The organism is Paraburkholderia sp. J11-2 (assembly GCF_905220185.1).
Taxonomy (GTDB): domain Bacteria; phylum Pseudomonadota; class Gammaproteobacteria; order Burkholderiales; family Burkholderiaceae; genus Paraburkholderia.
In genome coordinates this window covers 80,617-100,373 of sequence record NZ_CAJMYY010000014.1, presented here as the reverse complement: position 1 = coordinate 100,373, position 19,757 = coordinate 80,617, and the positions used below count along the sequence as shown (strand labels likewise).

At 62.8% G+C, this 19,757-nt stretch carries 21 protein-coding genes; 14 read left to right on the top strand and 7 right to left on the bottom strand.

Translation table 11 applies throughout. The features are described from left to right. Window positions 1-70: 70 nt before the first annotated feature. The 6 genes from glyA to U5A57_RS20455 all read left to right on the top strand — a co-directional run bounded on the left by glyA (window position 71) and on the right by U5A57_RS20455 (window position 7,558). Complete coding sequence (gene glyA / locus U5A57_RS20480) at window positions 71-1,366, top strand: serine hydroxymethyltransferase (RefSeq protein WP_321913493.1); 1,296 nt, start codon at window positions 71-73, stop codon at window positions 1,364-1,366. A gap of 74 nt (window positions 1,367-1,440) precedes the next feature. Further along, entirely contained in the window at window positions 1,441-2,328 is an 888-nt protein-coding gene (locus tag U5A57_RS20475; RefSeq protein WP_321913492.1) for a dihydrodipicolinate synthase family protein, read from the top strand. Window positions 2,329-2,337: 9 nt separating this feature from the next. Next, window positions 2,338-3,669, top strand: coding sequence for an FAD-binding oxidoreductase (locus U5A57_RS20470; protein WP_321913491.1), 1,332 nt, complete (start codon window positions 2,338-2,340; stop codon window positions 3,667-3,669). A gap of 17 nt (window positions 3,670-3,686) precedes the next feature. Further along, on the top strand, window positions 3,687-5,180 hold the full coding sequence (locus tag U5A57_RS20465) for an aldehyde dehydrogenase (RefSeq protein ID WP_321913490.1): 1,494 nt from the start codon (window positions 3,687-3,689) through the stop codon (window positions 5,178-5,180). 211 nt (window positions 5,181-5,391) lie between these two features. Further along, window positions 5,392-6,393, top strand: coding sequence for a LysR substrate-binding domain-containing protein (locus tag U5A57_RS20460; protein WP_321913489.1), 1,002 nt, complete (start codon window positions 5,392-5,394; stop codon window positions 6,391-6,393). Between the two features lie 64 nt (window positions 6,394-6,457). After that, on the top strand, window positions 6,458-7,558 hold the full coding sequence (locus U5A57_RS20455) for a GlxA family transcriptional regulator (protein WP_321913488.1): 1,101 nt from the start codon (window positions 6,458-6,460) through the stop codon (window positions 7,556-7,558). Between the two features lie 48 nt (window positions 7,559-7,606). Here U5A57_RS20455 and fghA read toward each other — a convergent pair whose 3' ends face one another. Genes fghA through frmR form a run of 4 tightly spaced genes read right to left on the bottom strand, consistent with a single transcriptional unit; the run spans window position 7,607 to window position 10,493 of the window. Continuing rightward, window positions 7,607-8,449: an S-formylglutathione hydrolase gene (gene fghA / locus U5A57_RS20450; RefSeq protein WP_321913487.1), complete on the bottom strand. Its 843-nt coding sequence runs from the start codon at window positions 8,447-8,449 to the stop codon at window positions 7,607-7,609. A 7-nt stretch (window positions 8,450-8,456) separates the two neighbouring features. After that, the gene (gfa, locus tag U5A57_RS20445; protein WP_321913486.1) at window positions 8,457-9,032 is read right to left on the bottom strand and encodes an S-(hydroxymethyl)glutathione synthase; all 576 of its coding nucleotides are present in this window, start codon (window positions 9,030-9,032) and stop codon (window positions 8,457-8,459) included. 22 nt (window positions 9,033-9,054) lie between these two features. After that, window positions 9,055-10,164 carry an S-(hydroxymethyl)glutathione dehydrogenase/class III alcohol dehydrogenase gene (locus tag U5A57_RS20440; RefSeq protein WP_233888494.1) on the bottom strand — a complete coding sequence of 370 codons (1,110 nt, stop codon included), beginning with the start codon at window positions 10,162-10,164 and terminating at the stop codon, window positions 9,055-9,057. 56 nt (window positions 10,165-10,220) lie between these two features. Continuing rightward, window positions 10,221-10,493: a formaldehyde-responsive transcriptional repressor FrmR gene (gene frmR, locus U5A57_RS20435; protein WP_028221606.1), complete on the bottom strand. Its 273-nt coding sequence runs from the start codon at window positions 10,491-10,493 to the stop codon at window positions 10,221-10,223. Between the two features lie 163 nt (window positions 10,494-10,656). On the opposite strand from frmR, the gene U5A57_RS20430 reads away from it, so the two are divergent. From U5A57_RS20430 to U5A57_RS20420, 3 genes are all read left to right on the top strand, one after another. Further along, the gene (locus tag U5A57_RS20430; protein WP_321913485.1) at window positions 10,657-11,718 is read left to right on the top strand and encodes a patatin-like phospholipase family protein; all 1,062 of its coding nucleotides are present in this window, start codon (window positions 10,657-10,659) and stop codon (window positions 11,716-11,718) included. Between the two features lie 28 nt (window positions 11,719-11,746). Further along, window positions 11,747-12,370, top strand: coding sequence for a hypothetical protein (locus U5A57_RS20425; protein WP_321913484.1), 624 nt, complete (start codon window positions 11,747-11,749; stop codon window positions 12,368-12,370). Window positions 12,371-12,543: 173 nt separating this feature from the next. Next, the gene (locus tag U5A57_RS20420) at window positions 12,544-12,840 is read left to right on the top strand and encodes a hypothetical protein (RefSeq protein ID WP_321913483.1); all 297 of its coding nucleotides are present in this window, start codon (window positions 12,544-12,546) and stop codon (window positions 12,838-12,840) included. Here the strand turns inward: U5A57_RS20420 and U5A57_RS20415 are convergent, their stop codons facing one another. Together U5A57_RS20415 and U5A57_RS20410 are read right to left on the bottom strand one after the other, a co-directional pair. Continuing rightward, complete coding sequence (locus U5A57_RS20415; protein WP_321913482.1) at window positions 12,841-14,724, bottom strand: PAS domain S-box protein; 1,884 nt, start codon at window positions 14,722-14,724, stop codon at window positions 12,841-12,843. Continuing rightward, window positions 14,724-15,845, bottom strand: coding sequence for an ABC transporter substrate-binding protein (locus U5A57_RS20410; protein ID WP_321913481.1), 1,122 nt, complete (start codon window positions 15,843-15,845; stop codon window positions 14,724-14,726). Before U5A57_RS20410 ends, U5A57_RS20415 begins: the two co-directional genes overlap by 1 nt. Before the next feature lie 287 nt (window positions 15,846-16,132). Between U5A57_RS20410 and U5A57_RS20405 the strand changes: the two genes are divergently transcribed. The 5 genes from U5A57_RS20405 (at window position 16,133) to U5A57_RS20385 (ending at window position 19,317) form a co-directional block, all read left to right on the top strand. Further along, a complete protein-coding gene (locus U5A57_RS20405) occupies window positions 16,133-16,441 on the top strand; it encodes a hypothetical protein (RefSeq protein WP_321913480.1) in 309 nt (102 codons plus the stop codon). A 124-nt stretch (window positions 16,442-16,565) separates the two neighbouring features. Further along, the gene (locus U5A57_RS20400; RefSeq protein ID WP_321913479.1) at window positions 16,566-18,080 is read left to right on the top strand and encodes a histidine kinase; all 1,515 of its coding nucleotides are present in this window, start codon (window positions 16,566-16,568) and stop codon (window positions 18,078-18,080) included. Beyond that, window positions 18,055-18,687, top strand: coding sequence for a response regulator transcription factor (locus U5A57_RS20395; protein WP_321913478.1), 633 nt, complete (start codon window positions 18,055-18,057; stop codon window positions 18,685-18,687). Before U5A57_RS20400 ends, U5A57_RS20395 begins: the two co-directional genes overlap by 26 nt. Window positions 18,688-18,856: 169 nt before the next feature. After that, window positions 18,857-19,063 carry a hypothetical protein gene (locus U5A57_RS20390; RefSeq protein WP_321913477.1) on the top strand — a complete coding sequence of 69 codons (207 nt, stop codon included), beginning with the start codon at window positions 18,857-18,859 and terminating at the stop codon, window positions 19,061-19,063. Window positions 19,064-19,104: 41 nt separating this feature from the next. Continuing rightward, the gene (locus tag U5A57_RS20385; RefSeq protein WP_321913476.1) at window positions 19,105-19,317 is read left to right on the top strand and encodes a hypothetical protein; all 213 of its coding nucleotides are present in this window, start codon (window positions 19,105-19,107) and stop codon (window positions 19,315-19,317) included. A gap of 24 nt (window positions 19,318-19,341) precedes the next feature. On the opposite strand, the gene U5A57_RS20380 is transcribed toward U5A57_RS20385, so the two are convergent. After that, window positions 19,342-19,725, bottom strand: a complete 384-nt coding sequence (locus U5A57_RS20380; RefSeq protein WP_321913475.1) for a hypothetical protein — start codon at window positions 19,723-19,725, stop codon at window positions 19,342-19,344. Window positions 19,726-19,757 lie beyond the last annotated feature (32 nt).

Genomic DNA, 19,757 nt, shown 5'->3' with positions numbered 1-19,757 from the left:
GGCCCGCTGCCCCGGCGATTTTCAAGTTCCAGCAGGGCCTGCAAGACACGATTACTTCCTGGAGTGACCCGTGAGCGAAAACTCGTGCTTCTTTTCTGAAACGCTCCAAAGCCGTGACCCGGTCATCGCATCCGAGATCGCGCTCGAATTGCGCCGCCAGCAAACGCAGATCGAATTGATCGCCTCCGAGAATATCGTTTCGGCGGCGGTGATGGAAGCGCAAGGGACGGTGCTGACCAACAAGTATGCCGAGGGCTACCCGTCGAAGCGCTATTACGGCGGCTGCGAACACGTGGACCGCGTCGAGGCGCTCGCCATCGACCGCGTGAAGGCGCTGTTCGACGCCGAGTACGCCAATGTGCAGCCGCATTCCGGCGCGCAGGCAAACGGTGCGGTCATGCTCGCCCTGGTGAAGCCCGGCGACACGGTGATGGGCATGTCGCTCGACGCGGGCGGCCACCTCACGCACGGCGCGCGACCGGCGCTTTCCGGCAAGTGGTTCAACGCGGTGCAGTATGGCGTGAGCCCCCAGACGTACCGTATCGACTACGACGCGGTGCGCAGGCAGGCGCAGGAGCACCGCCCGAAGCTCATGATCGCGGGCTATTCCGCGTATCCGCGCGCGCTCGACTTTGCGGCTTTCCGTGAAATCGCCGATAGCGTCGGTGCGCTGCTCATGGTCGACATGGCGCATATCGCGGGCATTGTCGCGGCCGGACGGCACGACAACCCGATCAAGTACGCGGACGTGGTGACGTCGACCACGCACAAGACGCTTCGTGGTCCGCGCGGCGGCTTCATCCTCACCAACAACCCCGACATCGCGAAGAAGATCAACTCCGCCGTGTTCCCCGGCCTGCAGGGTGGTCCGCTCATGCACGTCATTGCGGGCAAGGCGGTGGCGTTCGGCGAAGCGCTGCGTCCGGAGTTCGCGAGCTACATCGACCGCGTGCTGCGCAACGCCGCGGCGCTGGGCAACGTGCTGCAATCGGGCGGGCTTTCGCTCGTCACGGGCGGCACCGACAACCATCTGCTGCTCGTCGATCTTCGTTCCAAACGCATCACGGGCACGCAGGCCGAAAAAGCGCTCGAGCGCGCGGGCATCACCTGCAACAAGAACGGCATTCCGTTCGACACGGAGAATCCGACCGTGACCTCAGGCATCCGGCTTGGCACGCCTGCCGGCACGACGCGCGGATTCGGCACGGCCCAGTTCGAGCAGATTGGCGAAATGATTCTTGAAGTGTTGGCGGGACTGGAGCGCGAGCCCGGCGGCGACGAGCAGGTCGAGCGCGCCGTGCGCAGCCGCGTGAGAGACCTGTGCCACCAGTTCCCGATTTATTCGCACGCCGACGCCCTGGCGTAAGCCAGGCGCTCAGGGCCGCGAATGCAGTGAATATCCGATTATCTGTTTGAAGATTATTGAAGAGAGGAATCAAAATGAGCTTCGAGGGCGTACATACTCCGCTGGTCACGCCGTTTAAAGAGGACGGTGAAATCGACCACGCTTTGCTCGGCAAGCATGCAGCGAATCTCGCAGGCCGCGTTGCGGGCCTTGGAATCGGCGGCACCACGGGCGAATACTATGCGTTGAGTTTCGAGGAACGCGTCAAGACGTTCAACACCGTTGCCGAGGCGGCGGGCGGCAAAACGTATCTGACTGCGGGGATCAACGCGACCACGACGAAGGAGGTGATTCGCCTGGGCCTGGAGGCGAAGCGTGCTGGTCTGTCGTCGCTGCTGGTTGCCGCGCCTTACTACGCGCAGCCGACGCAGGAGGAACTGCTCAGCCACATGCTGAAGGTGGACGACGCGCTCGACATGCCGATCATGCTGTACAACTTTCCGGCCCGCACGGGAACGGAGATCAGCGACGGCGTGCTGGCAACGCTGCTGGAGCGTCCGAACTTTATCGCCATGAAGGAAAGCACCGGCGATATTTCACATCTGCATCATCTCGTCACGCACTTCAAGGACCGCTTGGTGCTCAGTTGCGGCATGGACGACCAGGCGCTCGAATTCTTTGCGTGGGGCGCGAAGAGCTGGGTTGGCGGCGCATCGAACTTCCTGCCGGAAGCGCACACGGCGCTTTTCGACGCGTGCGTCAAACACAACGACTTCGTGCTGGGCCGCCAACTGATGTCGCAATTGCTGCCGGTGCTCGAACTACTCGAGCGCAGCGGAAAATTCATCCAGTACGTGCGCTATGGTTGCGAACTGGTGGGGCTGCCGGTTGGCGTGGCGCGTGCACCGCTCGGTTCGCTCACGCAAGAGGAACGCAGCGCATTTGCGCAGCTTGTGAAACCGCTCATTCGCAACGCCCAGTAACAACAGAAAATGGTCTCGAACCTGGAATTCGCGCGCTTTCCTGCGCCAGACGGCGTCAACGGGTGGTGGGAAAGTCTCCCGCCAGCGCGGCCTGCCAAAACGGTGTCGGCTGAGCTTCGATACGACTGGGTCGTTGTGGGCGGTGGGATCACCGGGCTTTGTGCCGCGCGGCGGCTTGCCGAGTTGTCGCCCGATGCGTCGATCGCGCTGGTCGAGGCCGATCGCATTGGGCGCACGACGGCAGGACGCAATTCCGGATTCTTCGTCGATTTGCCGCACGACATCAGCAGTGAAAGCTATTCGCGCAGCGTGGCGGAGGACAAGGCCGACGTGCGTTTCCAGCGGCACGGCATCGACTACGTGCGCTCGATCGTACGCGCGCACAACATCGACTGCGATTGGCGCGACGACGGTAAATTCCACGCCAGCGTCAACAAGAAAGGGCTCGACGCGCTAAAGCATTTTGCGCAGGGGCTGACGCGCATCGACGAAGCATTCGAATGGCTCGATCAACCCGCCATTCGTGCGGTGACCGGCACGGACTTTTACCAGGGCGCGCTATTCACGCCGGGATGCAGCACGGTGCAGCCGGCGGCGCTCATGCGAGGACTGGCGGCTACGCAACCGGAAAACGTCACGGTGTTCGAAATGAGCGCGGTGACGCAGGTCGAGCAGCGCGGCAACGAGAAAGTCCTGCATTTCGCCCGGGGAAAGATCGTCGCCAAACAGGTGATTCTCTGTACGAACGCGTACGCGGCGACGTTCGGTATTCACCCCAATGGCTTGCTGCCCGTGTACACGTTTGCGTCGATGACTCGCGTCATGAATGCCGCCGAGGTTGAAAAGCTGGGCGGCACGCGATCGTGGTCGCTGATTCCGGCGGACCCCATGGGCACGACGGTGCGCCGTCTGGCCACGGACCGTATTTGCGTGCGCAACCATTTCGCGTTCAGGCCCGGGTTGCAAGTCTCGGAATCCGATCTCACGAAGGCGAAAGCGCTGCATCAACGTTCGTTCGACCGCCGGTTCCCCATGCTCAAGGGTGTCGAACTCGAGTACACGTGGGGCGGTCCGTTGTGTCTTTCGGCGAACAACGGCGCGCTATTCGGTCGCCGCGACGACGGCATCCTGGAAGCGGTGGGATGCAATGGCCTCGGGCTGAGCAGAGGCTCTTCGTCGGGCAAGCTGATCGCCGAATACGCGCTAGGCCAGACCAACGATCTGATCCAGCAGCTTCTGAAGCAGCCGCACCCGCGTTCGCTGCCGGTTCGGCCGATCGTCGACATGGCGGTGTCGGCGACGATCTGGGCGAAGGAAATGTCGGCGGGAGCCGAGCTTTAATTAACCAAGGACACGAGATGACGACGCATCAAGAGTGGAAGCAGAAAGCAGCGGCACTATCGCTCGACGGACGGGCATTCATTGCTGGAGAGCGGTGTGGAGCGGCATCGAGCGAAACGTTCGCCACGCTCAATCCCGCATCGGGCCAGGTGCTCGCGGAAGTGGCGAAATGCGGCGAAAAGGATGTGGACCACGCTGTCGCGGCCGCGCGCAATGCATTCGAATCCGGCGTATGGTCGAAGGCCGCGCCGGCGCATCGCAAGGCGGTGCTGCTTCGCCTCGCGCAATTGATCGAGGCGCATACGGACGAACTGGCGCTACTCGAAGCGCTGGAAGCGGGCAAGCCGATCAGCGAATGTCTCGCGCTTGATATTCCCGAGTCGGCAGCTTGTATTCGTTGGCATGCCGAAGTGACGGACAAGCGTTACGACGCGCTGTCGCCTTCCGGCGCGGATGTCGTCAGCATGATTACGCGCGAGCCGATAGGCGTAGTGGGCGCGGTGCTGCCGTGGAATTTCCCCGCGCTGATGCTGGCCTGGAAAATCGGGCCGGCTTTGTCGGTCGGCAATAGCGTGATCGTGAAGCCGGCGGAGCAAACGTCACTCTCTACGCTGCGCATTGCCGATCTCGCTCTCGAAGCGGGCGTGCCCGCGGGCGTATTCAGCGTCGTCACGGGCTTTGGGGAAAGTGCGGGACAGGCGCTGGGCCGCCATCCCGATGTTGACCTCGTTGCGTTCACCGGGTCGACGGCGACCGGCAAGCGCTTTCTGCATTATTCCGCGGATACCAATCTGAAGCGGGTGCTGCTCGAATGCGGCGGGAAGAACCCCCAGGTGATTCTGCCCGATGTCGCGAATCTCGATGCGGTCGCCGAACAGGCTGTTGCCGCGGCATTCTGGAACATGGGGGAAAACTGCAGCGCCGGCTCGCGCATTCTCGTGCCTTCGAGCAAGCGGGCGGAACTGGTGGAGAAAGTCCAGGCCGTACTGGCGGGCTGGAGGACCGGCGATCCGCTCGACCCCGACGTCAAGCTTGGCGCGCTGATCGAGCAGAAGCACTACGAGAAAGTGCTCGCGCACATCGAGAAAGCGAAGGAGCAGGGCGCGCGCGCGGTGTGCGGCGGGCGTGCCGCGCTAACCGAAACGGGCGGATGGTTCGTCGAGCCCACGATCTTCGATCAGGTCACGCCGGACATGGCCATCGCGCGGGAAGAAGTGTTCGGGCCTGTCGTGTGCTTTATCGAATACGACGACGTGGAAGACGCCATCCGCATCGCGAACGACACGTGCTACGGTCTGGCCGCTTCGTTGTGGACGGATAACGTGAACAGCGCGCATAAGGTCGCTTCGCGTATCCGCGCAGGCACGGTCACGGTAAACTGTTTCGGCGAAGGTGACCTTTCGACGCCATTCGGCGGATTCAAGCAATCGGGCTTTGGTGGGCGCGACAAGTCTGTCTATGCACACGACCAGTATTGCGAGCTAAAGACCACCTGGCTGAAGCTGGCGTGAATGGGTAGCGATAAAGCGGGAGAGCGGGCCGTCAGGCCCGTGCACACACGATGAAGGGGGAGCGGGTTGTTGGCGGAACGTAAGCCACGGTATGAACCACATCACTTGCCACCGGGAATACGGACTCGCACACTATTCTCATCCGAATCCCTTTATGGTTCGTGGCGCGCTTGAACGCGCCATGCGGGCACCCGTTTAAAGAGCGCAAGCCATGTTAAAGAAGCAGCTATTCGCAGACAGACTCCTCGCCCAGATGCCGTCGCTGCGGGCGCTCCGGTGCTTCGTGACCGCGGCGCGCTACGAAAGCTTCACCCAGGCGGCGGAGGTGCTTTGCGTCACGCAGGCCGCAATCAGCAGACAAATCAAGGAGCTGGAAGATTCGCTCGATGTCGCGCTGTTCGAGCGCACCGGCCGGCATATCGCGCTGACCGATGCGGGACGCATCCTGTACAACGCGTCGTACCTCTCCATCATGAATATCGCCGAGGCGGCGGAGGCAGTGCGCCGCACGGACCGGCACGCGTTGACGATTTGCGTCTCCCATACGTTCTCGGCCCTGTGGCTGTCGCAGCGCCTGCCGGCGTTTCGCGAGCGCTTTCCAGAGATCCAGCTGAATGTGATGGTCACGGAGCACTTCATGGAGTTGGACGAACTCATGGAGCCCGACATCATCATCACGAAGAATCCACCGCGTGAGCCGGAATACGAGGTGGAGCCGTTATTTCATGATGTCGTTTACCCGGTTTGCAGCCCGACGTTTTACGACCGGCATTTTCGCGGCAAGAAACTCAAGCCGCTCGATCTGCTTTCGCAACCCACGTTGAATCTTTCGTTGCTCGGGCGCGCCCAGGTTTGTGAACACGTGGACTGGCGCGTGTGGCGCAACTGGTTTCAGCAGGGCGACGGCACGGACATGCTGACTGAAAACAGACATCTGGAGAGCAACGACTATCGGCTTCTGGTCGCGCAGGCGGAAGCCGGCGAAGGCACGCTGCTGGGCTGGCACCACTTACTCCACCACCAGGTCGAGCAAGGCCGCCTGATACGGCCAGTGCCCGATGCGCTCGTCTTTAGAGACCGCTACCACTATTTGATTACGCACCGGAACGCGCGGCCACGCACCGAGTATCTGCAGTTTCGAAACTGGCTGACCGAAGAAGCCGGCACAATGATGCGCGACTGGCTCGACGCCGGCGTTGCGGTCACAGGCTAACGGGTAGCGGATAACAGCTTTCGACCGTATCGATTGTTTGAAATGTATTTGCACAGGCGGCCCCATGGTTCACCCCACGATTGACAGCGAAGCCACGGCCACAAGGCGGCTGCGTTTCGGGATCGTGCTATTGCCCAACTTCACGTTGACCGCCTTTTCCGGCTTCGTCGACCTGCTCAGGCTCGCAAGCGACGAAGGCGATATGAGCCGGCCGGTGCGGTGCTCATGGACCATCGTCGGAGAAAATCTCGTGCCGGTTCGCGCGAGCTGCGGCATCCAGATCACGCCGTGGACGACTTTCGAGGAGGCCGAGGCGTTCGACTATGTCGTGATCGTAGGCGGACTGCTGCATTCGGGGCCGCCTGCCAGCGACGCGACACTCGCCTTCATTCGCGCCATGGCCGAGACGCCGGCCACGCTCGTCGGACTCTGCACCGGGGCATTCGCGCTCGCGAGAGCCGGCGTGATGAACGGATATCGCATATGCGTGAGCTGGTTCCACTACTGGGATTTCGTGGAGCGTTTCCCGCAAGTCGATGAGCGTGACCTCGTTGCCGACCGGCTCTTTGTGATCGACAGAAGGCGCATTACGTGTTCGGGCGGCCGTGCGTCGATCGACGTTGCCGCGGCGATTCTGCTGCGCCATGTCGAGGCCACCATCGTGCGCAAGGCGCTGCGTATTCTGCTCGTGGACGATGCGCAAAAAGGCAATGCGCCGCAACCGCATCCTCCGGGTCTCGAGCCCGCCACGCATCCCAAGGTCAGGCGCGCGATTCTGCTGATGGAGCAGCACGTGGGCCAGCCGCTGAGTCTGCCGGATCTGGCCCATCGGCTCGATGTTTCGGTGCGCCAGCTCGAACGCCTTTTCACGACGGAGACCGGCAAATCTCCGGGCGCATACGCGCGGCAGATTCGCCTGCGCATGGCGTCGTGGCTGTTGACGAGTTCGGACCGCACCGTTGCGGATATTGCGTCGTCATGCGGTTTTTCCGACGCTTCGCACCTCGGCCGCGAGTTCCGCAAGGAGTTTGGCGCGTCGCCCAACGAATATCGCACGACGCGGCTGCCGAGTTCGCATGAGGCGCTACTGGGCACGCCGGAGCCGGATACGCCGTTGCCTGCTGACTATGTCGAGGCACCCGCTCAGCAACTGGGCGCGCCGTAACAAGCGCGACGTGTGGCGCTGAATGCCGCACGTCGGGCCGGGCCCGCGTCAAGCCAACGCTTTGGCGTGATACGCCATATGCTCGCCAATAAAGCTGGCGATGAAGTAGTAGCTGTGGTCGTAGCCCTCGCGAACGTTGAGATGCAGCGGATGTCCCGCTTTCTCGCAGGCCGCCTGCAGCAGTTCCGGCCGCAACTGCGTGCTCAGGAAATCGTCGCCGCCGCCTTGCTCCACGAGCAGCGGCAGCTTTTCGCTTGCGCTTTTGCCCCCGTTAGCGACCAGATCCACGGCGTCATACTGCTGCCACGTTGCGCGGTCGTCGCCAAGATAGGCGGCAAGCGCCTTTTGTCCCCACGGCACCTGGCTTGGCGCGACGATTGGCGAGAACGCGGAGACGCTGCGATAACGGCCCGGATTGCGCAGCGCAACGACCAGTGCGCCGTGCCCGCCCATCGAGTGCCCGCTGATCGAGCGTGCGTCGCTTGCCGCAAACCCGGCCTCGACAACGGCCGGCAATTCGGTGACCACGTAGTCGTACATGCGGAAGTGCTTCGCCCACGGTTCGCGCGTGGCGTTCACGTAGAAGCCTGCACCCTGACCGAGATCGTAGTCGGGTGAATCGGCCACGTCGCTGCCGCGCGGACTCGTATCTGGCGCGACGACGATGATCCCGTGTTGCGCCGCGTAACGTTGCACGCCGGCCTTGGTGATGAAGTTTTGTTCGGTGCAGGTGAGGCCCGAAAGCCAGTACAGCACGGGGCATTTCTGCCCGCGCAACGCGGCCTCGGGCAGATAGATACCAAACTTCATTTCGCCGCCGACGGTGGAAGAGGCGTGCTTCCACACCTCCTGGCTGCCGCCGTGGCTGACGTGTTTTTCAATGCGCTCCATAAGCGTTTCAGGCCTCCCGGTAAGTGCCTTTGGCCTTCGCGGCCTGGGTGGAGAGAAGATCCATGAGCGTGGGGCTCAGGCAGTCGTACGGCTCGAGGCCCTTGTCGCGCAGCGTTTGGCGCACGTCGGCCATGGCCGAAGGCGGCGTGCCGCTCTCGATGATCGAGGAGACGAAGGCCGCAAAGCCGGGGCCGTCCCAGCCCGCTTCCTTCGACAGCTCGGTGTGAATGAAGTCGAGCCCGTAGAACGCGTGATCCTTGTTCTCGATGCGGCCATACAGATGCGTGCCGCAGCCGGTACAGGCATGGCGCCGGATCGTGGCCTTCTCGTCCACGACCTTCAGCTTTTCCCCGTGCGCCGTGACCGTCAACTTGTCGCGCGGCACGACGCCGACGACGGAAAACAGCGCGCCTGCGGGCTTCCAGCACTGGGTGCAGCCGCAGGCATGGTTGAACAGGACCTGCGAGTCAATGCGGACTTCGACCGGGTCTTGTGCGCACTGGCAGCGCAGCGTGCCGCCTGCGAAATTCTCGGCGCCTTTCTGAATGCCGCGATCAACCGTTGGGTGAATAGCTGAGGCCATGGTCTCTCTCCTTCCTTGCGTGTCAGTAATGAACGACGGTCCGGATCGATTTGCCCTCGTGCATCAAGTCGAACGCTTCGTTGATGCCCGAAAGCGGCTTTGTGTGCGTGACGAACGGCGCGAGCTGGATCTTGCCTGCCATCGCGTCTTCAACCATGCCCGGCAACTGCGAGCGGCCTTTCACGCCGCCAAAGGCCGTGCCCAGCCAGCGGCGGCCGGTCACGAGCTGGAACGGGCGCGTGGAGATCTCCTGACCCGCGCCCGCCACGCCGATCACGACCGACTGGCCCCAGCCGCGGTGCGCGCATTCGAGCGCCGCGCGCATGACGTTGACGTTGCCGATACATTCGAAGCTGTGATCCACGCCCCAGCCCGTCATGTCGACGATCACCTGCTGAATGGGCTTTTCGTGATCCTTGGGGTTCACGCAGTCGGTGGCGCCAAAGGCGCGCGCCAGATCGAATTTGCCCGGATTGGTGTCGACGGCGATGATGCGGCCGGCCTTGGCGAGCTTCGCGCCCTGAATCACCGCCAGTCCGATGCCGCCCAGACCGAATACGGCGACGGTATCGCCTTCCTGCACCTTGGCGGTGTTCTTCACCGCGCCCAAACCCGTGGTCACGCCGCAGCCGAGCAGGCACACTTGCTCGGGATTGGCTTGCGGGTTGATCTTGGCGAGCGACACTTCGGCCACCACGGTGTACTCGCTGAACGTGGAGCAGCCCATGTAGTGGTAGAGGGGCTGGCCGTTGTAGCTGAACCGGCTCGTGCCGTCGGGCATCACGCCCTTGCCCTGGGTCGCGCGCACGGACACGCACAGATTGGTTTTGCCACTCTTGCAGAAGAGGCACTCGCCGCATTCGGCGGTGTAGAGCGGGATCACGTGGTCGCCGGGCTTCACGCTGGTCACGCCTTCGCCCACTTCCACGACGATCCCGGCGCCCTCGTGGCCGAGCACGACGGGGAAGAGGCCTTCGGGGTCGTCGCCCGAGAGCGTGAAGGCGTCGGTGTGACAAACGCCGGTATGCGTGATCTTCACCAGCACCTCGCCCTTGCGGGGCGGTTCGACGTCGATCTCGACGATCTCGAGGGGCTTGCCCGGCGCAAACGCTACTGCAGCACGCGATTTCATAGTAGTCCTGTAAAAAAAGGGTTCAGCCAAATCGGGGCGGGAAAACCCGCGGTGAGTTAGCGTAAGTAGGTTCGAACGAGGGTCACGACGTCGTCGATCGATCCCGGAGATTCCGCTGATCCTGCAAGGTGGGTGAACTCTTCGCGCAGGTGGCTTTCGAGCACACCGGCCATCACGCCATTGATCGCGCCGCGAATCGCCGCCAGTTGCTGGAGCACGGGCGCGCAGTCGGCGCCTTCCTCCAGCGCGCGCTCGAGCGCGTCCAGCTGGCCGCGAACCCGGCGCACGCGCGTGAGCACGCGCTTCTTTTCTTCGGGGGAATGAGGCATGACCGCATCGATAATGGGGATACTGTGGGGCAGTATAGGGCAATACTGCTGGGGAGTATACGTTTGCATCGATTTTGCTGCTGGAATGCCAGTTGAATAGGGGGCTGTTCCCGCAGGGCATGCGGCGCATAATGGACGCGCGTACCGCCCGAGGAGGCGACTCATGGCGACGAAGCGAACAAGAAGCCAGAAAAGAGAGCACGACCCCGCGGCGCCCAGGCAGATCGCGCTGGCGTTGCAGGGCGGTGGGATGCACGGCGCGTTCACATGGGGTGTGCTCGACCGCCTGCTCGAAGACGAACGGCTCGCGATCGAAGGCGTGAGCGCGACCAGCGCCGGCGCCATGAACGGCGCGGTGCTTGCGTATGGGCTCATGAAGGGCGGTGTGGGCGGCGCGCGCGAGGCGCTCGATCGCTTCTGGCATGCGGTTGCCGAGTCGGCCGAACGCTACAACCCGCTGCGCTGGGTGCCGTGGCTCAAGGGCTCGCACAGCTTTGGGCTCGATCATTCGCCGCTCTATGCGGTTGCCGACATGATGCTGCGCGTGTTTTCGCCTTATCAGTTCAATCCGGGCAACCTGAACCCGTTGCGCGAGGTGCTGGAAAGCCAGGTCGACTTTGCCGCGCTGCGCAAGGCCTGCCCCATTTTGCTGTACCTGTGCGCGACCAACGTGGAGACGGGCAAGATACGCCTCTTCACGGGTGAGGATATCTGCGCGGACGCCGTGCTCGCCTCAGCATGCGTGCCAACGCTGTTCCATGCCGTCACGGTCGCGGGTGAGCACTACTGGGACGGCGGCTATATGGGCAACCCGGCCATTTATCCGCTGATCTATCACTGCAAGACGCGCGACGTGGTGATCGTCCACATCAACCCGCTCGTGCGGCCAGGTGTGCCGGTCACGGCGGCGGACATTCTGAACCGCATCAGCGAAATCAGTTTCAACTCGTCGCTCATGCGCGAAATGCGTGCCATTGCCTTCGTGACGGAGTTGATCCAGCAACACAAACTCGCTCAGGACGAGATGAAGGAAATGCTGATCCATTCGATCCGCTCCGACGCCGCCATGTGTGCGCTCAGCGTGTCGAGCAAATACAACGCGGATTGGGATTTTCTGTGCGAGCTGCGCGACAACGGCCGCAAGGAAGCCGACGCGTGGCTCACGCAGCATTATGCGGATATCGGTCAGCGCTCGAGCATCGACATTCGCAAGGAATTTCTCTGAAAATCGCGCAGTGCGCAAAGGAGCAGCGGTGAACAGCACGCAGGAACGCTTCGTCGCGTTATGGTCGCGCAGTGGGGGCGCGAACGCGGAGAGCGTCTGCGCCGATCTCGTGCGCCGCTATGGGGAACCGGGGCGCCACTATCACACGTTGCAGCACGTGCGCCGTTGCCTGCGCGATTTCGATCTGGCGCGCGAGGTCATTGCGCATGGCGATCTCGTGGAACTCGCGTTGTGGTGCCACGATGTGATCTATGTTCCGGGCGCGAGAGATAACGAACAGCGCAGTGCGGACTGGCTTCGGCGCTGCGCCGCCAATCGCATTGCGGCATGCGAGCGCATTTGCGAGGCGATTCTCGCGACCTGCCATCACCGCGTTCCCGATGATCTCGATGCGTGCTTCGTTTGCGACATCGATCTCGCTTCACTCGGCGCGCCGCGCCGCCAGTTTTGCGACAACGGTGTGCGCTTGAGAGCCGAGCGCCCGGACCTCGACGAGCACGCGTACGCCATGCAGGAGCGAAAGTTGTTGCAAGGCCTGCTTGCGCGGCCGCGCATTTACCTGACCGATTACTTTCATTCACAGTGCGAGGCGGCGGCACGCGAGAATCTCACGTGGCGCCTCGCGCAGCCTCTGCCGGGCGCTGCGTTATGAAGTCAGGTACGCAATTCAGGATTTCCTGACCCAAAATTCAGCAAACCCCCGCGCCAATTTACGGCTTAATCGCATTTAGACGTGCCGCACCCATGCCGTTATGTCAGTCATGATGCAAACGAGCGAGAGCACCGTATGCGTATCCATCCTGCGAACCTGGAACACGTGTGATCATGACCGGTAGCAAAGACATGCTGAGCGTGCTCAGGTCGCAAGTGGCGGAAACGACCATCAAGATCTCGCAGCTCGCGGCCAGGTCGCTGGTCATGCAAAAATTCATCGAGCTGGCGTTGCCGAAACTGACACCGGCGCAATGCGGCGAGATCCAGGGGGCGCTCAGGCAAGTGCTCGAAGACGTCATGTCGGTGATGGACGATGTCGCGCTTCCCGGCGCCTATCACGCCGCGTTTCTCGACAAGACCAACGAGATGCTGCGTGCGCTCGAAAAGCGCCAGGCAGATGAGCCATAGCTACCTGAGTTCGTTGTCGGCGGGCAGGTCGCGGCTAACGACATCTTGCGTTTCGCTGAATACGATACGAACCCTCGAACCCGTTCCGTCCCGGCTTTCGATATGAAACTGCGCGCCGATCATTCGCGCGCGCTCCCGCATGCCCTGCAGCCCATACGAATTGCCGCGGATCGCGTTCGCCACATCGAACCCGTTTCCGTCGTCGTGAACCTCGAGTTCGAAATGATGGTGGGTGCAACGCAGGACGACTTCGGCACGCGAGGCCTGCGCGTGCCGGCTGACGTTGGTGAGCGCCTCCTGCACGATGCGGAAAACAGCGGTGGCGCGGTCGTCGCTCACGGAAGGTTCGCGGCCTTCGAGCCGGAACGTGCAAACCGTTGCATTGTGGCGGGTGAAGTCCTGAACGAGCCATTCGAGCGCGGAAAGGAGTCCGAAGTTCAGTGCGGCCGGCCGCAGGTGACTCGCGACGTTGCGCACGATGTCGATGGTCCGCTCGGCCAGGCTTCCGATATCGCCGACCTTTTGTTTCCACTCGGCGCCCTGACTCAGCGCGAGCTTGAGCAAAGCAACGTTGATCTTGATGGCGGTGAGCAATTGCCCCAGTTCGTCGTGGATGGTCATGGCGATCTGCCGCCGCTCTTCTTCGCGGATCGATTCCTGATGGGACGAGAGCTGCCGCAGCTGTTCGCGCGAATGCCGCAGCAACTGCTCGGTTCGCGTGCGTTCGCGAACTTCCTCCTCGAGTTGATCGCGATGGCGCGTGAGTATCTCCATTGCGTGCTTGCGCCCGGAGATATCGGTCAGCTGCCCTTCGAGGCATTGTGGTCCCGCTCCGTCGTAGCGTATGCCGCGGGCGTTGAGCTGGCACCACACCGTGGTGCCGTCGGCGCGAGTCAGTTCGATTTCCATCCCCGCGATCTTGCCGGCGATTTGCAGCATGGCGAACAGTTGCGTCGTGTTTTCGCCGGAGAATGACGACGGGGCATGCACCGCGCACGCGTTATCGCCAAGCGCTGCCTTCATGCCCTGAACGTCGCGATAGCCGAGCAGTTGAGCCATCGCGGGATTGGCGTCGCGCAGCTTGCCATGGCGATCGAGTACGAAGAAGCCTTCGAGTGAGTGCTCAATGATGCTGCGGTATTTGCGCTCGCTCTCTCTGAGCGATGCGGTCGAATCGCTCAGGCGTTCGGCCATCACGTTCACGCGCGCCGCCAGCCGGCCAAGTTCGGCACTGGATTCGATTGCGCACCGGCTGTCCAGATCGCCGCTTGCGATGCGGTCGACCATGTCCTCCAGGCGCCGGATGGGTTCGCGCACCAGGTGCTTGATCAGCAGAAAGGTCGTGGCGTACACCACGGCGAGCACGAGCGCGAGGGTGCCCAGCACCGCCGCGCGTGCGGTCGCGAATCCCCGGTCGGCAGCGGCTCTCGTCAATACCACGCGCACTTCGCCGATCTTTTCGGGCGGCGCGTTGCCGGGCGGCGTGAATTCGATCGGCCGCACGCGAACCACGCGCGCCCGCGGGTCGGGCATCGGCGCGTTGCTCGCGTCGGCGAGCACGCCATAATTGATCGCGGTAACGGTGAAGCTCACCACCTCGGGATTCGGTTTCAGCACGTTCAGTTGCCGCGCAATCGCCTCGCGATCGACATTCCATAGCGGCTGCGCAAGCGATTGACTCAGCAGATCGGCAATGCGGTTCGCGCGATCGTCGAGTTCCGCAATCCGGCGTTCGCGCGCATGCTCGAGCAGGAAGAAAGCCGACGTGCCGGCCACCAGCGTACAGAGCACCAGCAGCGAGAGCACGAGTTGCGCGTGCAGGCTGCGTGGAAAGCGTAATCGGGAAAGGGCCTGCAAAGGGGCTTGCAGCGGGGTTTGCAACATCAGGCGGCCTTTGAAGCGGAATTGAGCAGGGCGTCGAGATCGAACGTGTAGGCGCCTGTGCGCCGACTTTGAAGGCGTGAAAAGCCGCTGAAATCGAGGGCCGTGCGGCCTTGAAATGCAATCTCGGCGTAACGCTGCGCGTCGCTGCCGTCTAGCACTTTCAGATAGTCGAGCCGCTGACGCGGTCCGCCGACTTGCGCAAAGTCCGCGCCGTAGTGGTAGTCGTGAAGGAGGACCATCGCGCAGGCGCCGATGAACTGGTCCCCCGCCACGATCGCGGCCAGTTCGCCGCGCACGACCGACGCCACAGCTTCGGGCAGTGCGCCCAGACCGCCAACGATGGTCGAAAGATGCCGTTCCCGCACCGCGCTCAATGCGCCAAGCGTCATCGAATCGTTAGCAGCCCAGAGGATGTTGGCGTCCGGATAGCGTGAGAGCAGCACACGTGCCTTGTCGCGCCCGTCGGAAAAACTCCAGTCGCCATAGACAAGCTGGTCGATACGGTCCTGCGGCCGGCGCGCCAGCGCGGCTTGCACGCCCGCGGCGCGCTGCGCCGAAACAGGCGTGGCGGGGTCGCCCGTAATGCCGATCACGCGTGCTGGCGCGCTGCCGTTCAAACGGCTCAGGTAGTCCATGAGCCGAAAGCTTCCGCGCTCGGCATCGGCGGTGACGGTGCCGATCCAGTTCGCGATCCGGCCGCGCTCGTTGCCCGTTTGCGCGCGCTGGGCCTCGGTCAGATCGTTGTGGATCAGCAGCACCCTGGCTCGCGAGCGCGCCAGCGTTTGCAGCATCTGGGGCGCGGCCATCTTCTCGTTGACGATCACCACATAGTCGGGGGCGGCCGAACGCGCGGCCACCGCTTCGGCCTGGCGCAGCATCAGCAGATGATCGCGCTGGGCGTAAAGCACTTCCAGCTGCATGCCGAAACGTCTTGCCGTCGTGGCCATGAAGCGCGACACGAGTTGCCAGTGCTGGCCTGTATCGTGTTCCACGCTTTCGCCCGGATTCAGAAATACGACGCTTGCCGGCGGGCGGTTGACTGGCAACGCCATGGTCGAGCGCATCGTCATGAGGCTCGCGCCTATGCCGACGCATTGCGCGATCATCTGTCTTCTGTTCATACGAAATCAGCGTATGCCATGCGCGGCATTGTGTGGAACGGAAGGGGCGGTCGCGCGCAGCATAGCGCGACGTAATCTCGCCGACAATCCGCTTTACTTCGGGCGAGCGTCATAATCGAACGCGGAGATTCAAGGGCGCGATTGGCGATCGCAGCCTGATGTTCAGGATTTCCTGACACGAAATTCAGCATTCCCCTTGGCCGTTTGCAGTCGTGGACGACTGCACGCGATCATTGGCGGGCTCATCATGACGTCAGCACATTTCGAAGCGGCAGAGGCGACGCGCGATGATTTCCGAGTGGGGCGACGGTCTGGCGCGCGTTCAGGACGTGAACACGATCTGCACGCGGCTGTTCGATACGTGGTGCGAATCGCGCAATCTCACACCGTTGGCTTATCTGATGCACTGCTGGCCGCTGCTGGACAGCCGCGCCGGCACGCTACGTCGTTTGCAGGAAAGCATGAAAGACTTGCGCCGCAATCATGCGGACAAACTCGATCTGTATGCGTTGTCCGCGCTTGGCGAACTCGCTCGCAGTCTCGATGAACTGATCGACCGTGCGGAAACCTCCATGCGTCAGTCGTTCGCCACGTAGCGCACGCAGGGTTAGCGGGGGCTGGGCGACGTATTACCTGCATACGTGAGAAAGGGTTGCCGAAGGGCCATGGCTTCGGCAGCGAGGACAATACAAAGGAACCAGGGCCGGAGCGACCGTGGGCATGATGACTGATTCGCAGGCCACGACAGCGAGCCTCTGCACGATTCTGGTTGCAGGCGCTACGCCGAACGAGACCCGTTTGATCGCCGATCATCTCGTATGGGAAGGCTTTCAGGTGCTCGCGGCGAACAACGGCCTCGAAGTGCTGGAGCGCGCGTGCATGTCCCAGCCTCAACTGATTTTGCTCGATGCAGAGGCCGCCTGCGTGAGCGCCCTGGCCACCTGCCGCAGCCTGAAGTCGGACGAGCGCACGCGCGATATTCCGGTGGTGCTCATGATGCCGGCAAGCAATCATCGAGACCTGGCCGATGGGTTCCGGGCCGGCGCAGCCGACCATGTACGCAAGCCCGTGCACGTCGAAGCACTGATGGCCAGCGTGCGCACGCATATCGCGTTGCGCTCGGCCCACCAGCGGATCGCAATACAGCAGCGCCGCCTGCAGGCGTGCGAAACGCGCTTTCGCGCCATCGTCGAATCGGGCCCGGTGGCGATGGGCATCACCTCGATGCCCGACGGCCATCTGCTCTATTCGAACGCGCGGTTTCGCGAGTTGTTTCGCGTGGATGAAGCGGCGTGCGCGACCGTCAATATTGTCGACTTCTACGTCGATCCGAAGGATCGCGACCGGCTGGTGCGCTGTCTCGCCGCGCAAGGCAGCTTCGGCGACGCGGAGGTGAGACTGCGCCGTCCGGACGGGACGCAGTTCTGGGCCATGGCCACAGCGCGGTTGTCCAACTACGACGGCGCGCCCGCCATTTACGTGGGCCTGCATGACATTTCCGGCCGCAAGTGCGTGGAGGACGAACTCGTGCGCGCGCGCGAGCAGCAGCGCGCACTGTCGGCCTATCTGGAAGGGATGCGCGAAGACGAACGCAAGCGCAGCGCGCGGGAGATCCAGGACGAACTGGGCCAGTTGCTCACCGCGCTGAAAATGGATGTCTCGCTGTTGAGGATGCGGCTCACCGACGATCCCGAGGCGATCGGCCGGGCTGACGACATGCGCGAACTGGTCGAAGGCACGATCTGGATGGTCCGCAACGTGGCCAGCCACCTGCGGCCCGCCGCGCTCAATTTCGGCCTTGTTTCGGCGCTCGAATGGCTGACCGGTCAATGGAGCCGGCACAACGCCATTCCTTGCGAACTGCACACTTCGAGTGGCGAGCCCGCGTTGCCGGACACTCAGGCCACGGCGCTCTTTCGCATCGTGGAGGCCGCATTGACGAACGTCGCGCGCCACGCGGCGGCGCAGCGCGTCGAGGTCACGCTCATCGCAGGGCGCGGTTCGCTCGACTTGCGTGTTCGCGACGATGGCCGTGGATTCGACGTAGCGGCCGCGTATGCGAAGTATGCTTACGGTCTGCTTGGCATGACCGAGCGTGCGAGGCTGATTGGTGGTACGTTGAGAATCGACAGTCAGCCTTGCAAAGATCCCACCATTGGCATTGCGTCCGGCACCACGATTTCGATTCATGTTCCGCTCGAAAACAACCATGATCAGGATACTTATCGCCGATGACCATGCCATCGTGCGTGGCGGACTCAAGCAGATCCTCGCGACGACTGCCGACATGGTCGTGACGGCGGAGGCCGGGCAGGGTTCGGAGGTGATCGAAAAGCTGCGGACCTGTGAGATCGACCTGTTGCTGCTGGACATGACGATGCCGGGCATCAGCGGCGTCGATCTCATCCGCCGCGTACGCGCCGAGGAACCCGCGTTGCCGGTGCTCGTGCTCAGCATCCATAACGAAGCGCAGGTCGCGTCGCGCGCGCTGCGGGCGGGCGCCACGGGCTATGTGACGAAGGACAGCGATCCCGACGTGCTGCTGGCCGCGATTCGCAAGCTCGCAGACGGCGGGCGCTTTATCGACCCGAAGCTCGTCGACGCCATGGTGTTCGAGAAGCACTCGGGCGACGTGCCTCCACACGAGGTGCTCTCCGACCGCGAATTCCAGGTGCTGCAAATGCTCGCGTCGGGCAAGAGCATCAACGACATTGCCGACGCGTGCGCACTCAGCGCCAAGACGATCAGCACGCACAAGATGCGGCTCATGCAAAAGCTCGGCCTGGGCAATAACGCCGAGGTGATCCGCTATGCGATCCGGCACGGTCTGGTTGGCGAGTAGACGGCGGCCATGCGCGTCGAGAAGGAAATCCTGACAAGCGAACCAGCCATTCCCGAGGGAACTATCTACCCGTCCCGATGGCGGCCGGTTTAGCGGCTGCCTACGATGATCTCACGTGAAGCGTGGGGGGAAAGCGATGGCGGTGCGGCAGTCGTTAGGGGCAGCGGTCGTGAAGTGGCTGAACCCCACCAGCAGACAGACAGTGCGGGTCGTGACGGTGCATCGCGCGCCGTCCGGGCGGATTGCGAGCGTGTTCATCGAGGCGCAGACAACGGACGGGCCACGCGCGCTGTTTTTCTTCCGCCATCCCGACCGTGGGTGGCAAGTGTTTCCCCCCGACGTCCTGCGTCCTTCGATGGGGTGGCGCGCGGAGTGACAGGAAATTGGCGGCAGTTGAGCCGCGAGCGGAGATTGCGCATGGAAGAGATCGCGCCGGACGAATTGCCGTCCCAATACGAAACGAAACTCCGCGACTGGATGAGCAAGTGGTACGACCACGCTGTAGCGCAAGGGCTCGTGCGTCCGCCGTTCCTGCTCGACGACGCCAAGGCCGAGCGCCTCGAAGGCTATTTCGTTGCCGGGCTGACACCCTCGGAGGGTGCGCAGGCCTTCTTTGGTCCTGCGCACTGACGCCTTTGTGATGTGGCGTTGCGCTCAAGCGCCTGCGTGCAGACGCTCGTCGTTGAGCCGATCCAGCAAGTGCCGAAGGCGGCAGGCCTGGGCGGGCATGATCTCCGGCGTGGACGCGATTCGCTGGACGCGCGCGAGCCAATAGCGGCGGCCGAACACGGCGATGTTGTCATCGACGGTGATGGCGGTTTCCAGGTGCGTGATGGCCGCATCGAGGTTTTTCGCCGTATAGGCACTTTGTCCCCGAGCCCCGCTTTTAGCGTCCTCGCGTGTCGTCACGCCTTTCACATCGGGATTGACGGACTGTGGTCGCTGGAATGTTTCTGGTTCAATTGCAATTATCATTATTTTGCCTTGCCGTCGAATATCTCTGCCGTGCGCGCGCGAATTACGTTTTGCGATTTGCATCGCGACCCCGTCGTGATTTCGATGCGCGCGTG